17 protein-coding genes and 1 tRNA gene are annotated in these 14,417 nt (G+C 33.0%); 2 read left to right on the top strand and 16 right to left on the bottom strand.

The window, feature by feature from the left end; translation table 11 throughout:
- Window positions 1–170: 170 nt before the first annotated feature.
- The 12 genes from atpG to BM246_RS05815 form a co-directional block, all read right to left on the bottom strand.
- Entirely contained in the window at window positions 171–1,031 is an 861-nt protein-coding gene (atpG, locus tag BM246_RS05870; RefSeq protein WP_042504078.1) for an ATP synthase F1 subunit gamma, read from the bottom strand.
- 104 nt (window positions 1,032–1,135) lie between these two features.
- Window positions 1,136–2,716 carry a F0F1 ATP synthase subunit alpha gene (gene atpA, locus BM246_RS05865; protein WP_074936470.1) on the bottom strand — a complete coding sequence of 527 codons (1,581 nt, stop codon included), beginning with the start codon at window positions 2,714–2,716 and terminating at the stop codon, window positions 1,136–1,138.
- Between the two features lie 27 nt (window positions 2,717–2,743).
- Entirely contained in the window at window positions 2,744–3,280 is a 537-nt protein-coding gene (gene atpH, locus BM246_RS05860) for an ATP synthase F1 subunit delta (protein ID WP_074936468.1), read from the bottom strand.
- 6 nt (window positions 3,281–3,286) lie between these two features.
- On the bottom strand, window positions 3,287–3,787 hold the full coding sequence (locus BM246_RS05855; RefSeq protein ID WP_042500727.1) for a F0F1 ATP synthase subunit B: 501 nt from the start codon (window positions 3,785–3,787) through the stop codon (window positions 3,287–3,289).
- 105 nt (window positions 3,788–3,892) lie between these two features.
- Entirely contained in the window at window positions 3,893–4,081 is a 189-nt protein-coding gene (gene atpE, locus BM246_RS05850) for an ATP synthase F0 subunit C (RefSeq protein WP_004569351.1), read from the bottom strand.
- An 82-nt stretch (window positions 4,082–4,163) separates the two neighbouring features.
- On the bottom strand, window positions 4,164–5,279 hold the full coding sequence (gene atpB / locus BM246_RS05845) for a F0F1 ATP synthase subunit A (protein WP_074936466.1): 1,116 nt from the start codon (window positions 5,277–5,279) through the stop codon (window positions 4,164–4,166).
- A gap of 135 nt (window positions 5,280–5,414) precedes the next feature.
- Window positions 5,415–5,786, bottom strand: a complete 372-nt coding sequence (locus BM246_RS05840) for a DUF6168 family protein (protein WP_042500732.1) — start codon at window positions 5,784–5,786, stop codon at window positions 5,415–5,417.
- Complete coding sequence (locus BM246_RS05835; protein ID WP_074936464.1) at window positions 5,786–6,037, bottom strand: AtpZ/AtpI family protein; 252 nt, start codon at window positions 6,035–6,037, stop codon at window positions 5,786–5,788. The genes BM246_RS05840 and BM246_RS05835 overlap by 1 nt, the downstream gene beginning before the upstream one ends.
- Entirely contained in the window at window positions 6,009–6,413 is a 405-nt protein-coding gene (locus BM246_RS05830; RefSeq protein ID WP_074936463.1) for a bactofilin family protein, read from the bottom strand. Before BM246_RS05830 ends, BM246_RS05835 begins: the two co-directional genes overlap by 29 nt.
- A gap of 11 nt (window positions 6,414–6,424) precedes the next feature.
- Window positions 6,425–9,004, bottom strand: a complete 2,580-nt coding sequence (gene porW / locus BM246_RS05825) for a type IX secretion system periplasmic lipoprotein PorW/SprE (RefSeq protein WP_074936461.1) — start codon at window positions 9,002–9,004, stop codon at window positions 6,425–6,427.
- Window positions 9,005–9,278: 274 nt separating this feature from the next.
- Window positions 9,279–9,734: a 6-pyruvoyl trahydropterin synthase family protein gene (locus BM246_RS05820; protein ID WP_042500739.1), complete on the bottom strand. Its 456-nt coding sequence runs from the start codon at window positions 9,732–9,734 to the stop codon at window positions 9,279–9,281.
- Between the two features lie 130 nt (window positions 9,735–9,864).
- Window positions 9,865–11,199 (bottom strand): MATE family efflux transporter, encoded by a 1,335-nt coding sequence (locus tag BM246_RS05815; protein WP_074936459.1) that lies wholly within the window; start codon window positions 11,197–11,199, stop codon window positions 9,865–9,867.
- A gap of 122 nt (window positions 11,200–11,321) precedes the next feature.
- On the opposite strand from BM246_RS05815, the gene BM246_RS05810 reads away from it, so the two are divergent.
- Together BM246_RS05810 and BM246_RS05805 are read left to right on the top strand one after the other, a co-directional pair.
- Window positions 11,322–12,116, top strand: a complete 795-nt coding sequence (locus tag BM246_RS05810) for a universal stress protein (RefSeq protein WP_042500742.1) — start codon at window positions 11,322–11,324, stop codon at window positions 12,114–12,116.
- A gap of 6 nt (window positions 12,117–12,122) precedes the next feature.
- Window positions 12,123–12,196, top strand: a tRNA-Ala gene (locus tag BM246_RS05805).
- Window positions 12,197–12,396: 200 nt separating this feature from the next.
- Here BM246_RS05805 and BM246_RS05800 read toward each other — a convergent pair.
- From BM246_RS05800 to BM246_RS05795, 4 genes are all read right to left on the bottom strand, one after another.
- Window positions 12,397–12,624 (bottom strand): hypothetical protein, encoded by a 228-nt coding sequence (locus BM246_RS05800; protein ID WP_074936457.1) that lies wholly within the window; start codon window positions 12,622–12,624, stop codon window positions 12,397–12,399.
- Window positions 12,625–13,262: 638 nt separating this feature from the next.
- A complete protein-coding gene (locus BM246_RS19940) occupies window positions 13,263–13,406 on the bottom strand; it encodes a hypothetical protein (protein ID WP_175489784.1) in 144 nt (47 codons plus the stop codon).
- Window positions 13,403–13,555 carry a hypothetical protein gene (locus tag BM246_RS19935; protein ID WP_175489783.1) on the bottom strand — a complete coding sequence of 51 codons (153 nt, stop codon included), beginning with the start codon at window positions 13,553–13,555 and terminating at the stop codon, window positions 13,403–13,405. The genes BM246_RS19940 and BM246_RS19935 overlap by 4 nt, the downstream gene beginning before the upstream one ends.
- A gap of 2 nt (window positions 13,556–13,557) precedes the next feature.
- Window positions 13,558–14,235: a hypothetical protein gene (locus tag BM246_RS05795; protein WP_074936455.1), complete on the bottom strand. Its 678-nt coding sequence runs from the start codon at window positions 14,233–14,235 to the stop codon at window positions 13,558–13,560.
- Between the last annotated feature and the right edge of the window lie 182 nt (window positions 14,236–14,417).

Raw genomic sequence — 14,417 nt, 5'->3', positions numbered from 1 at the left:
TGATGTTGATTAGTTCTAAACGTAGAGGGTGGCTTTAGGCCTCTTAAGTTGCAGAATAAAAAAATCCCCTTTAAGTTTATAACTTGAAGGGGATTTTAATTTTATTAAAATATCTTGTTTAATTGTTCAATACTGTTGCTATTGAGATTTAACTTCGCTAAAGCTTCAGTCTAATTGTTTAATGCTTCTGCACCACCAACAATTTCTAAGATTTCGTTTGTAATAGCTGCTTGACGTGCTTTATTGTACGTTAATTTTAGCTGATCTCTTAATTCGGTTGCGTTATCTGTTGCTTTGTGCATGGCTGTCATACGAGCGCCGTGTTCACTTGCAAAAGAATCGCGAATACCTTTGTATAATTGTGTTTTTAAAGACTTAGGAATTAACTGTTCTACGATTTCTAATTTCGATGGTTCGAAAACATAATCAGAAGTGTTAGCTGCTTCGCCTTCTACAGGTACAATTGGTAAAAATTGCTCAGTAGTTACAATTTGAGTTGCGGCATTTTTAAATTTATTATAAATGATATCGATTTTATCGAACTCACCAGCAATAAACTTATCCATTAGCATTTCAGCAATTTCAGAAACGTTATCAAACGTTAAATCATCGTAAATAGCACTTTTGTTATCTATAACATTATTGGTTTTCTTAAAGGCATCATTTCCTTTTTTACCTATAGCAAGATAAGATACTTCTTGGTTTGCATAAGTTTCAGAAGTCATTCTAGTAACTTCTTTAATAATGTTAGAGTTAAAAGCACCTGCTAAACCTCTATTAGAAGTTATAGTTACAATTAATACTTTTTTCACCTCACGTTGCGTGGCATATGCGCTTCCAGAATCAGCATCTAAAGTGGCACTCAAACTTTGTAAAAGTTCGGTTAACTTATCTGAATAAGGACGCATAGCGGTAATAGCATCTTGCGCCTTTTTTAACTTTGCAGCCGATACCATTTTCATGGCACTGGTAATTTGCATCGTTGAAGATACTGATGATATTCTGTTACGTATTTCTTTAAGATTAGCCATTCTTTATTTTATAAAGACTCTGCGATTGCCCTCAGAGTGACATTAATTTTATAATTTAAATTTGAAGTTATGAGCTTGTTATAAACTCATAACTTCAAACTGTTTTATGCTTTGTATTTAGCTGAAAGTTCTTTACAAACAGAAATTAATGTGTCTGTAACAGCATCAGTTAATTTACCTGCTTTTAAAGTTGCTAATACATCACTATGTTTAGCGTTTAAGAATTCAATGAAATCTCTTTCAAATTCTTTTACTTTTTCAACAGGAACGTCTTTTAATAAGTTTTTAGAACCAGCGTAGATAATTGCTACTTGATCTTCTACTTTAAAAGGATCATTTTGACCTTGCTTTAGGATCTCTACGTTACGTTTACCTTTGTTAATTACGTTTAAAGTTACAGCATCTAAATCTGAACCAAACTTAGCGAAAGCTTCTAACTCACGGAATTGTGCTTGATCTAATTTTAAAGTACCAGATACTTTTTTCATAGATTTAATCTGTGCATTACCACCAACACGAGATACAGAAATACCTACATTAATTGCTGGACGAACACCAGAGTTAAATAAATCTCCATCTAAGAAAATTTGCCCATCAGTAATAGAAATTACGTTTGTTGGGATATAAGCAGAAACATCACCTGCTTGAGTTTCAATAATTGGCAATGCTGTTAAAGATCCACCACCTTTTACGATTGGTTTTAATGACTCTGGCAAGTCATTCATTTCTCTAGCAATTGCATCGTTATTAATAACTTTTGCAGAACGCTCTAATAAACGAGAGTGTAAGTAAAATACATCTCCAGGATATGCCTCACGTCCCGGTGGACGTCTTAATAATAAAGATACCTCACGGTAAGCAACGGCTTGTTTTGATAAATCATCAAAAACAATTAAAGCTGGTCTACCAGTATCTCTAAAGTACTCTCCAATAGATGCTCCTGTAAATGGTGCATATACTTGCATTGCAGCAGGATCTGATGCATTTGCAGCTACTATTGTTGTGTATGCTAAAGCGCCTTTTTCTTCTAAAGTTTTAGCAATAAGTGCTACTGTTGAAGCCTTTTGACCTACAGCAACATATATACAATATACAGGCTCACCTGCATCGTAAAATTCTTTTTGATTTAAGATAGCATCGATACAAACTGCAGTTTTACCTGTTTGTCTGTCACCAATTACCAATTCACGTTGACCTCTACCAACTGGAATCATAGCATCAATTGCTTTAATACCTGTTTGTAATGGTTCTGTTACTGGCTCTCTATAGATAACACCAGGAGCTTTACGCTCTAAAGGCATCTCATAAGTTGTTCCAGCAATAGGTCCTTTACCATCAATTGGGTTACCTAAAGTATCTACAACACGACCAACAATACCTTCTCCTACTTTCACAGAAGCAATACGGTTAGTACGTTTTACTGTAGAACCTTCTCTAACTCCTACTGAAGTTCCTAAAAGTACAATACCTACATTATCCTCTTCAAGGTTAAGTACGATACCTTCTAATCCGCCTTCGAATTCTACTAATTCACCATATTGTGCATTAGCTAATCCGTAAGCACGAACAATACCGTCACCTACTGTTAATACAGTTCCTACTTCGTCTAATGAAGCGCTTGCCTCAAAACCCGAAAGTTGTTGTTTTAAGATTGCTGATATTTCAGCTGGTTTTACTTCTGCCATCTTATTGTTTATTTAGATCTAAAGACCTTAGTTTAATGTAAATTCTCTTTTTAATTTGTTAAGCTGATTGGCAACACTTGCGTTGTATTGCAAATCTCCAATACGTAAAATGAAACCACCTAAAATGTCTTCATCTATAATGTTTTCTACTTCAACATCTTTTCCTGTAAGGGTTTTAGCTTTTTCTAAAACACGCTTCTTTAAATCGTCTGTTAACGCTACTGCTGTAGTAACGGTAGCAACTTCAACACCTTTAGATTCGTCTAATAACTGACCATATTTTACTGCGATATCGCCTAAAATATTAATTCGGTTATTAGTCACTAAAGTATCAATTAAGTTATTTGTTGATTTATCAGCGTTTTTAAAAACTTCTAATAAAGTCGATTTTTTAATTGAAGAAGGAATTACAGGGCTTTGAAGTGCTTCGCTTAAATCTTTACTTGTTGCCAAAGTATTAGCGATTAGCTTCATATCATTACCAACAACTTCTGTTGTGTTTTGATCTGATGCTAAACTTAATAATGCTTTAGCGTAACGTATTGCTGCTCTTGCTCCCGCCATTATAATTTAGTTTAATGATTTTTCAGCTAACATAGTTTCAACCAATTGTAATTGCTTGTCTTTGTTAGATAATTCAGTACGCATTACTTTTTCGGCAATTTCTAAAGAAATACCAGCAACGTGATTTTTAAGTTCGGCTAAAGCGGCTTTCTTTTCACCTTCGATAGCAGCTTGTGCTTGAGCTATCATTTTGTTAGCTTGACCTTCTGCTTCAGATTTAGCGTCCTCAATCATTTTGTTTTTCATTTCGCGTGCTTCTTTAAGCATCTCTTCGCGTTCTGCTCTAGCTTCTTGCAATAATTTTTGGTTATCGGCTTGAAGGTTTTGCATTTCTAATTTTGCTTTTTCGGCAGAATCTAATGCGTTTTGGATACCATCTTCTCTAGACTGTAAAGAGTCTAAAATTGGTTTCCAAGCAAATTTTCTCATTAATACTATTAATATTAATAAGATAATGGCTTGCATAAAAAATAAGCCTGGCGAAAAATCATGTAATAACTGATCCATGTAAAACTATAAATTAGTTGTTATTTGTTTTTGTTTAATTTTAAAAAACAGGTCCTGTAACCAACCGTTACAGGAATCTGTTCTTTTTTGTTTTTTAGGAAATTCTTATTTCCCTAAGATTAATGCACCGAATGCTAAACCTTCTAATAAGGCTCCAATGATGATCATTGCAGTTTGGATTTTTCCAGCTGCTTCAGGTTGACGAGCAATACCTTCCATTGCTTTTCCACCAATTTGACCTAATCCGATACCACCACCGATAACGATTAATCCTGCTCCAATTAAATTGTACATACTAATTTGATTTTTATAAATATTAATTAAACAAATTCTGTTTTGGATTTCAACTTTCATTGAAATCATTTCATTTTAGTTATTAGTGATGATCGTCGTGTTCTTCGACAGCCATACCAATAAATAACGATGATAACATCGTGAAAATAAACGCTTGTAAAAACGCTACTAATATCTCAATTACCATTATAAATAATGATAATGCTAACGACATTCCTGTAGAAACCACAGGTCCGAAAGATGCTTTTAATGTAATTGTTAATGCAATTAAGCTCATTACAACAAAGTGACCCGCAGTAATGTTTGCGAATAAACGTATTAATAATGAAAATGGCTTAATAATTACAAAACCAACTAGCTCAATAACTGCTAATATAGGGCGTAATATATAAGGAACTCCTGGCATCCATAATGTGTGTGCCCAAAAATCTTTAGTACCACTAAACATATAGATAACAACTGTAAATAATGCTAAACAAGCTGTTACAGCTATTTGCCCTGTTACGTTAAAACCAAGTGGCGTTAAACCTAATAAATTTAATATCCAGATAAAGAAGAATACGGTTAGCAAGAAGCCCATAAATTTACGGTACTTTTTTTCTCCAATATTTGGTTTTGCTATTTCGTCACGAACGTAAATTACTAATGGTTCTAATACTCTAGAAAATCCTTTTGGAATCGTTTTCCCTTTTTTATAACCTCTAGCTAATGCGCCAAAACCTAATAACATAAGGATACCTGTTAATAACATTCCGAAAACAGATTTTGTTATCGAGAAATCTAAAACCTTGTGTGCGTTAGTCGCGTGGTGATCTTCATCAAAATTAATTGAAGAAGCTCCGCTTTCTAATTCGTATATTTTACTGTGTAGTTTTACAAGTTTAGTGTCGTCTTTGTTAACGATTACTTTCCCAGCATCATCATGATGAAATTCAGACGACATAAATGTTTTTAAACCATTGCTGGTCCAAACAATTACTGGTAAAGGAAAACTGTAATGTGTTCCAGATTCGTTGTGCGTGTAGAAATGAAAATCGTGCGAATCCTTTAAGTGATGTGCAATATATTCATTAATTTCTTCTGCTGTATCTACTTTGTTTCCAGGTTTATGCTGTGCATCATCTCCATAAGAAGATATAGAAAACAACGCTAAAACTAAAACTGCTATAAAATTGATAGATTTTTTTGCCACCACCATACTTTTTCTAACTAATAAATTTATGCTCTGTAAATTTTGTGCAAATGTAAGTAATAATTTAAAAAAGTAAAGCCTTTTTTTTATTAGATTTTCTAAGAATAGAAAATTCTTAAAGAATTCTTAAAAAGTTAGTAATTACTTACTGTTTAAGAGCTTTGAAACAGCTATGGCTTCGGTAATTAAAAACAGAAATAATGGAATGACTAATCCAATACGTTCCATTTGCGTCAAATTATCGTTCACAAAAACCGATGATTGAAAAATTAATACAAAAGCCCCAATTTTGAAAAACATTAAAGTTAAGTAGGCGTAACCTGCCTGGTTCGGTAATTTTTCTGCAACAAATTCTACAGTAGCGTAAACTATAATGGCTGCTATTAAATGAAAGAGATATACAGAAAGCAACGAGAACGAAAGTGTTTCGGTGGTTAAGTAATTTTGAATATTGAAGGCTATTAGGAATAAAACTAAAAGAATAGCGGCTACAATTAAAATACGCTTAATCATTAAGGTTTGTTTTTGGTTTGATCGCTGTTTGTTAAATTAAGTACTTGCTTTATAACCGTATACATGGCAATAAAAACAGCAATTAAGGTCACTATTTTGTAATAGAGTTGGTTGGTGTTATTGAATTTTACATCTAGCCATTCGCCTAATTTGCTACCTAAATAAATGGTTAAACCCATTTGGAGCGCAATAGATGAAAACTTGATAAACGGATTAAGTCGTTTATCCGATGGCTTTTTGTTGTCCGGCATCTTTCAATTGTTTTTTATGCCCTTGCATAGCACATGATACATTAAAGCTTGCACCAGGTTCTACAGCTAATTTTCCAACAACAACATCACCTTCAATATTTGCAGTAGATTTTAATGTTAGTGTACCTGATAAAGTGAGTTTGCCTAAAAAAGCACCTTCAAAATGAGCATCTGTGCCTTCTAAAGATCCTTTTATAGATCCCGATTTTCCAACAACTACTTTACCTGGAGTTTTAATGTTACCTTCTACGGTACCATCGATTCTAAAATCGCCTTCGCTTTTTAAATCGCCAACTATAGTGGTTCCTTTAGCTATTATATTTTGGTTGGATGTTGCTTCTGCCATGGTTTTATTTTTTTTATTATCTGAAAACATAGTGGTATGGGTTATTGGTTATTTGGGTTTAAGTAGGCCTCTAAATTTTTATGAATTTGAATGGTTTGATAATTTGCCGATGAAATTACGAAGAATGGTTTAATAATCTTCTTTTTATTTTTATCGGTTAATAATTGTTTAAATGTTTTGGCAACGGCTTCGTTTTTTATGCCATGCACTAAAACAAAGGTTGTTTGTGGATTATACAAATCTACGGACGACGATAATCGGTAATATTTAACCTCTTTTAAAACACTGTCTAGCTCTTTTTTGAAGGTAGGAATATTGTTTCGTTCCGTATCTTTAAACTGAAAAACCACTTTATAGTGTGTAGTGACACTATCTATGGCTTCAACAAAATCGGTATTTGCAATTTTTGGAAGCACTTCGTTAATTATCTTTTGGGCTTGTTTACCTTCATTGGTATTGGCATAGGTAACCGATAAGTGGTTAACGCCAGTTTTGAAGGCTTCAAAACCATTTAAACGACCGTTTGCAGTAGCTTTTAAAAGTTCTAACTTCGGGATAATAGGTTCGCCATCAAAACGTTTAATATAATCTTCACTTTTAGAAATAACCTCGGCATATTTTTGTTGTTCATGTAAGTTGTATAGCGCTTCGTATAAACTTTCTGGGCTATTTTCGTCTTTGTCTGAAACCAATTCTGGGTGTTCCAAAATATTAGCATAACGCGATTCTGGATAGTTTTTAATAATTTCAGCTTTTGCAATTGAAGCTTCGTCATTTTCTTCTAAAAGCTCATATATTTTATATAAATTATATTTAGAAGGAAGAATTAATCGTTCTTCAGGGTTACTTTCTAGTAAATTTTGAAACTTACTTTTTGATAATTGATATTCCTTAAATTTCTCTTTGTAGATTAATCCGAGTTGATAGTAAGCGTAGTTTCTTTCTTTTGAAATACTGTCAATTTCTTTTTCTTCCGAAGGAATTTTAGAAATATAAAATTGTGGATCAAATCGTTCTTCATCTGATGCTAAAGCAGACAGGTCGTTAGTAGATCCAGTAGCATTTGTACTAGTTGCTACATTGCCTTTGCTAGACCATCTCCAATTATCTTCTAAAGCACGGTTGCCCCAAACTTTTACAAATTCATTTTTACCATAAGCTACGGTAGTTGGGTTGTAAAAATAGAATAAAGCGGCTTGCCCAGGTAAACCGCCTCTAGCGCCAACAGCATTGGTTGCGCTGGGTATGTTGTTAGCGGTAACTAAACCCGTGTTTGCATTACGTTCGGCAGCTTCGGCTTGTTCTTTTTCTTCTTCGGCTTGTTCTTTTAAATTGCTTACATAGCTTTCAAACAGGGATAATCTTTCAGCTTCTGGTAAGTGTACTAAATGTAAAATACTATCGTTTGTTTTCGCGATAGCTTCATAATAAATAACATCTTCTAGGTTGTCGCGCTTACGTTTTATAACTCTAAATGGTTTAGAATTTAGCTTTAAGTTACTCATGGTGCTATCGAAATAAGCACCGGCTGTAGCGTATTCCGAGTTATCGAAAAACATATCGCCAATGGTTTCGTAGTTTTTTGCCTTTAATAATCTGTCTGGTGAATTGGTACGTAACGACTTATTGTAATAAGCCATTGCTGAAGAATCGGAACCATTATTTAAATGAAATTCGCCAATTTGATGATAGATTTTATCTAAAAACGGACGATTCTCACGATTTTCTTCGAGTTTAGTAAGCAATTCTTGAGCTTCTAATTTGTTACCATTTTCAAAATCGAAATTTTTAAATTTTTCGAGATAAGCGGTAATCATGTAGATTCTTGGCGTTCTGCGATTCAGGTCAATCACCTTATCGAAGGCTAAGTTTGCACTATCTTTTTTACCTAATTTATTATAGAGTTGCCCTTGAATAAAGCGGTAACGGCCACGCTCGTCATTATTTTTTGTTGATGTCGATGCAATTTGTAATTGTGTAATAGCACTGTCTACAGATTTTGTGTTTAAATAAGCCTGCGCTAGCATAGATGTAGCATCGGCTAAATCTTGACCTTCAAGTTGCTCTTGTTTTAAAAGGCGTTTTAGGTTTTTTATAGCCAACTCATTATTGTCTAAACGCATGTTGGTTTTCTCGCGCCATACTTTGGCTTGGTTTATTTTATCGCTGGCTGGGTATTTGTAAAGTATGTAGTTAAAAGCTTCTATGGCTGGTACAAAACGTTGATCGAAATAACGCGCTTTACCAAGTAGCAAATAAGCTTCGTCCATTTGTGGGTTAATTTCTTTCCCCTTAATATTCATGCTATGCTTTTGTATGGCTTTAACAGCTTTTTCTTCGGCACGCGAAAAATTTTCGTTTTTAGATTGCCCAGGTAGCATCACTTCTTCCGAAATTTGCATGCGCTCTATGGGTAAAACATCCCAGTAATTATCAAAATAAGCATCGTTTAAACTTATTCGTCCTTCTTCTAAAGCATTATAACCATTGTAAAGCGAGTTGAATTCTGCGGTAACTGCGTGAAAATTTCGATTAATAAATTTGTCTTTTTTTCGCGAGCAGCTTACTACGAGAATAGTTGCTATTAATAGTGATAATATAGTTTTAAAAGATGTTTTCAATGCTGGTGTTTTTAGTCTAAAATAATAACAAGAAACTCAGGCTATTATTATATAGCGAGGTAAAAATAAGCATCTTTTTGGATTTAAACCTTTTATCTATTAAAATGAATTTGGTTTTATAAAAAAAAATGAGTTTAAATTAAATTTCTAAAAACACCCGATTAACTTGAGTTGCATGTACAGCAAATACTCGCGTTAGGGATTGAACGGCGTGTTTGAGCTCCCGACCTTAGGAGGAGCGAGTAGTGAAAGCCCGACCCTTTTGGGTAACGCCCTAAATATTATCGGAAGCAAACCATTGCGCAAAAGAGCTATCGGTTTCTTGTAATTTTAATGAATGTAAACTGATATGTTTTGGTAAACGGTTCTTGATTTTTTTTGCAAAATCCATAACCATCATTTCACTTGTTGGTTGGTAATCTACCAATAAAACGTTGTGATCGCGAGCTTCAAGTTCTTTTGCTAGCTCTACGTGTGGTGTGTTTTTATTAAAAACGGTAGCATGATCAAAAACATCTACAATTTCTTCTTTTACAATTTTTTTAAGATCGCCAAAATCGATAACCATACCGTATTTTACGTTGGTGCTATCTGAAATAGGTTGGCCAATTACGGTTACAGATAGTTTGTAACTATGGCCGTGTACGTTTTTGCATTTTCCGTCGTAACCATATAAAGCATGACCAGTTTCGAAAGCGAATTTTTTTGTAATACGAATGTTATTGCCCATTATCTTCTTTTTCTACGGTTTACTACGTAAACAACGATTAATACTATGGCTAATAGCAGAAATAATCCGTTTCCGCTTATAAATGAGAGAATATCCATGGTGTTTGCTTCGTTTTAAATTTTGACCAAAGTTAAGATTTTTGTGACAGCGGAATAAATATTTTCCGAAATTTTATAATTAAAGGAATCCCTCGAGCTATAATCCAAAAGGTTAACGCAATAAAAATAGCATGAAGTTTATAGCCTAGCGCATCTAACCAAAATAAAACGGGAAGAAAAACAAGTGATGTGGCGCATAAAAGTACGTTTCTTAAAAATTTCATTTTACCTAAACCTTTAAACATACCATCAAAAATGAAAGCTAAAGCACAAAAGGGTTGCATAATTAATACAAGCCAAAAGCTATTGTAAAATAAAGATAAAACCTCAGGGTCTTTAGAAAATAGACGACCTAACGGATAATAAAAAAGAGCTCCAAATACAGCTAGCATAATACCTACAATTATACCGTAACGAATAAGTTTGTTACTTAGTTTTAATAGCGTTGCATAAGCCGTTTCTCCATATAATTTACCCGATAGTATATTGCCTGCACTGGCATAACCATCGACAAAAAAGGCGGCAAAAAACCATAAATTGATACAAATAGTATAAGCTGCTATGTGCGCTGGTCCGTAACCTGTGGCAAAACGTGTTGCAAAATACAAGGTAACATTTAACGCCAAGGTGCGGACAAATAGGTTAAGAATCATGATAACCAATTTATCGATTTCTTTATTTAAAGGGAAAGTGGGTATTAACGGAATATTGGTTTTTTTTACGAGGTAAATAGTTGCTAACACGGCCATGGTAATTTGAGCAACTAAACTACCGTAAGCCGCGCCTTTAATATCCATGGCTGGTATGTAATTGTCTATACCAAACACAAAAGCATAATCTAAAGCAATATTTAGAAACGCGCCAATAGTGGCAATAATCATGGGGTAAAATGTGTTTTGTAAACCTCGGAAAACACCAAAAACGGCCATTGTAAATAGTGTAAAAGGAAAGCCAAAAACACGAATTCTGTAATACTCTACGCTATAATCTAAAATAATGTTTGTGGCATTATATAGCTTAAAAATAGATCTGGCAAAAGGGTAGGTGCCAAATATAATAAGCACACTTAGTAAGGTGATTATAAAAATGGCTTGGGCTGGTAAATTTTTAATTTTATCTAATTTGTTAGCGCCTAAATGTTGCGATACTATGGAGGAAATAGCACTTCTAGTTTGTCCTAAAACCCAAATAAGCATTGAAATAAATGTGCCAACAATACCAACGGCAGCCAAAGACTCTGTGGCGTTACCATCGATGTTACCAATAATAGCCGTATCGGTAATTGATAAAATAGGTTCGGCTATACCTGCAATTAATGCTGGTACGGCTAACTTGTTGATGTGCTTAAAACTAATGTTTGTATTCACAGAGGTATCTTGGTTTTCGTATATTTACCATGCAATTTTGTTTTTGCACTTACACGAATCATTTTTAATGTTTACTTTTGTTTCTTTAAAGCAGCAAATTTAATATATAATATCAGTTTATTATGAAGAATATTTTAGTTCCTGTTGGATCGTCTAAAAATGCACAAAGCCATTTACAGTACGCTGTAGATTTTGCTGAAGCCGTAGGCGCCAAACTTTTTGTAGTACAAGTTTATAATGTGTATACCAAAGCCGGAACTATGATTAGGGTAGACGATGTTATACAACGTGAAAGTAAAGCGTTTTTAGATAACTTGGTATCGCAAATTGATACTAAAAATGTTGAAGTTATTGTAAAGGTTTTAAAAGGAAAATTAATTAATACTTTAGAGTTAGCTTGTAAAACGGCCGAGGTAGATTTAATTTTAGTTGAACCTAGAACTAACTCTATTAAAGATGAAGTTTATTTAGGAAAAACATCGGGTAAAATTATAAAACAAACCAATATACCGGCACTTATTGTTCCGGAAGGTTATGTGTTTAAACCTGTTACCAATGTTTTATTAGCTATGAAATCGGCTATTATTAAAAAGAAAAGGGCTTTAAATCCATTAAAATCTATAAAAGACACGTTTAATGCAGATGTACATTTGCTATTAGTAAAAACGCCACATTATAACGATGGTGATTTTGATGTTAACGAAGTTCTAGAAGATTTATCTAGTAGTGTTACTAAAAGTGGAAATGCTACAACGTTTCAAGGGGTGTTAGAACATTACCGTTCACACAACCCAGATATGCTTTGTGTTGTGCGCCGTAAGCGTGGTTTCTTTGCTAAAAAATGGGAGAAAAATACCATTCTTAAAAAAGATTTCCATAGTAACTTACCTGTTTTAGTATTACGCGGATTAAAATAATATTTCGGGGATGTAGCTCAGTTGGCTAGAGTGCTTGACTGGCAGTCAAGAGGTCGTGGGTTCGAATCCCATCTTCTCCACAGTTTTAACAAGGGTTTCAAGAGATTGAAGCCTTTTTTGTTTTTATACTTGCCCACAATTTGCCTACTTTTAAAGAATTAGCAATATAATAGTTAGTCTTAAAAAAAATAAAATGTTTTTAAAAAGGTGCATATTTTACATTTTTTGCACAACCTTAATAATATTTAGTAACCTAATTATTTAATATTATCATTTGCCGCTAAAAGTTTTTTGAATACTTATCTAGTAAATAGCCAGTTTTAAAACTGTTTATTTCTGTGATCTTGTTTAGACTAGAATTATAAACCACCTCAACAAAAAATAAATCAATTGCGTAAAGATTGCATTTTTCTGTATCTGAAATGAGATTATTTAAAAATACACCGTTTTGGTTTACGGCTTCCATACGATCGTTTAAATCAAGTATATTAAATTCGTATAAGGTCATTTTAAAAGCATCTTTATTAACTCATAAGCGCCAACACAAAACCCAACTATAAGCATAATTATTAAACCGGTTACCAAGCGTTCTTTTACCCACCAGTTAGGGTCGTATTGCTTGTACTCCTTTTTTTTCTTACCAAACATATACTAAATATAGGAATATTTTTTTTATTTAGTTTCTAACTCTTTTAAGCGTGCTATATAACTAAGTGATAAACTATATAAGTATTATGTATTAAGTGTATATAAAAGGCTGTAAGTACTTTGTATATTGGTGGCTGTGGTGTTGGTGCTTTGCTTGTGGTTATGGTTAATACTTTTTAGTAGATTGATTTAAGCTTAACTACTTGGTAATGTGATATTTAAAAAGGTACTGCGAAAAAACATCAGAATTAAAGGCAGTGTGTTCTGCCCTGCGTTTTAAATTCACTATGGGCATATTTCAACCTTGTTATATTTGATGTTATTTGTAATGATTATAAATAAGACTTATTATTTAGAATGATTATCAATAGCTAGGATTTACAAGGCTTTAACGCTGGCTTTAGTATAAATATAACAACTTTGAATTTGTTACAAAAATAAAAAAGACTTGCTATAAATACATAAAGCAAGCCTTTAACGACAAACAGAAAATACTAACTACCTTTTATACATTAACACTAACAAACCAGCATCATAAACAACCGGACTACTGTAAATTTTAAAACCATCGGCGGCCATTTTGTTTATTTTATTCTCTAAATCTTCGGGCTCATAAGCTTTAATTACTTTGTATTGGATCATGCTTTTATCATTTTAATTTGATACATACCATCTTTATCCGTTGTTACATCTTTAGTAGGTTTAAAGCCGAAAGAATGATGTTTAACTATTTCGTTTTCTAAAGCGGCTTTTGTTGCCGCTGTCAATGTTATTTCTTGCTTTGATTCCATAATTAAACGATCGTTAAAATTTCATTATAGTTTAGCTCATAGCTTTTTAAATCTTGATCCATGCTATTTACAAATTCCTTAACTGGTGCCATTGCTGTTTTATAATCTAAATTTAGGTTTCTGCAAGCCGTTATATAATTATCTATATTTTTAATCGTTTCTAGCTGGTTTTTATTAGTAGCATATAAAATATATAATTCTTTTGGTACGTCAATAGTATAATCATTGCCTCTAATCTTTAGAAAGTCATCAATAGAATAAACTTTCTTTGATGGTGCTTTTATTAATGCTTTTTCCATTTTTGAATTTCTAGCGTAAAGCGCATCACAAGTAAGATAAAAGTCATTATTAATAGGATAGAATTTATGTGTTTTATTAACCAAATTAGTATAAAGCTCTTCTAACTCCTTTAATTTTTTATCATTAACATTAAAATTAGATAGATAACTATCATAGTCGAAGTCTTTATCTGCTTTATTTCTTTTGGCTGTATAAAAGGCCTTAAAAATCTCACTGGGTTTATTTTGGGCTAGGTATTCTAAAGTAAATTTTGAAGTATCTACTTTTTGATTTTCTAATTCTTTTTTAATATCGTGTAGTATATCTACGATATAACGAACTGTATTAATTTTAAAATTCTCGTGCGCTTGTTGATTGTAATATAATAATTGCTTTGTCATCTTGTTATTGTTGTTTTGCCGCTCTTAATTTATAGGGCTGTTATATTTTAATATGTTATTCTTATTGCGGGTAATGTGGCAAATGTTAAGGCGGGCGTGTATAGTGCATTTTATTTATTGAAATTTGTAAATAGTTAGGAGTTTGTTAATTATTCAGACTAAAGGTGTAGCGTGATACACTT

Origin of the sequence: Algibacter lectus, assembly GCF_900112395.1 — a bacterium.
GTDB lineage: Bacteria > Bacteroidota > Bacteroidia > Flavobacteriales > Flavobacteriaceae > Algibacter > Algibacter lectus.
This window is presented reverse-complemented; position numbering and strand designations above follow the sequence as displayed.

Bases quoted from the DNA above. Each gene is read 5' to 3' on its own strand.
- BM246_RS19935 (WP_175489783.1), bottom strand. From the start codon at position 13,555: ATGGAATCAAAGCAAGAAATAACATTGACAGCGGCAACAAAAGCCGCT.
- BM246_RS05855 (WP_042500727.1), bottom strand. From the start codon at position 3,787: ATGGATCAGTTATTACATGATTTTTCGCCAGGCTTATTTTTTATGCAA.
- BM246_RS05840 (WP_042500732.1), bottom strand. From the start codon at position 5,786: ATGATTAAGCGTATTTTAATTGTAGCCGCTATTCTTTTAGTTTTATTC.
- BM246_RS05810 (WP_042500742.1), top strand. From the start codon at position 11,322: ATGAAGAATATTTTAGTTCCTGTTGGATCGTCTAAAAATGCACAAAGC.
- BM246_RS05835 (WP_074936464.1), bottom strand. From the start codon at position 6,037: ATGCCGGACAACAAAAAGCCATCGGATAAACGACTTAATCCGTTTATC.
- atpA (WP_074936470.1), bottom strand. From the start codon at position 2,716: ATGGCAGAAGTAAAACCAGCTGAAATATCAGCAATCTTAAAACAACAA.
- BM246_RS05820 (WP_042500739.1), bottom strand. From the start codon at position 9,734: ATGGGCAATAACATTCGTATTACAAAAAAATTCGCTTTCGAAACTGGT.
- atpG (WP_042504078.1), bottom strand. From the start codon at position 1,031: ATGGCTAATCTTAAAGAAATACGTAACAGAATATCATCAGTATCTTCA.
- atpB (WP_074936466.1), bottom strand. From the start codon at position 5,279: ATGGTGGTGGCAAAAAAATCTATCAATTTTATAGCAGTTTTAGTTTTA.
- BM246_RS05830 (WP_074936463.1), bottom strand. From the start codon at position 6,413: ATGTTTTCAGATAATAAAAAAAATAAAACCATGGCAGAAGCAACATCC.
- BM246_RS05795 (WP_074936455.1), bottom strand. From the start codon at position 14,235: ATGACAAAGCAATTATTATATTACAATCAACAAGCGCACGAGAATTTT.
- atpE (WP_004569351.1), bottom strand. From the start codon at position 4,081: ATGTACAATTTAATTGGAGCAGGATTAATCGTTATCGGTGGTGGTATC.
- atpH (WP_074936468.1), bottom strand. From the start codon at position 3,280: ATGGCGGGAGCAAGAGCAGCAATACGTTACGCTAAAGCATTATTAAGT.
- BM246_RS19940 (WP_175489784.1), bottom strand. From the start codon at position 13,406: ATGATCCAATACAAAGTAATTAAAGCTTATGAGCCCGAAGATTTAGAG.
- BM246_RS05800 (WP_074936457.1), bottom strand. From the start codon at position 12,624: ATGACCTTATACGAATTTAATATACTTGATTTAAACGATCGTATGGAA.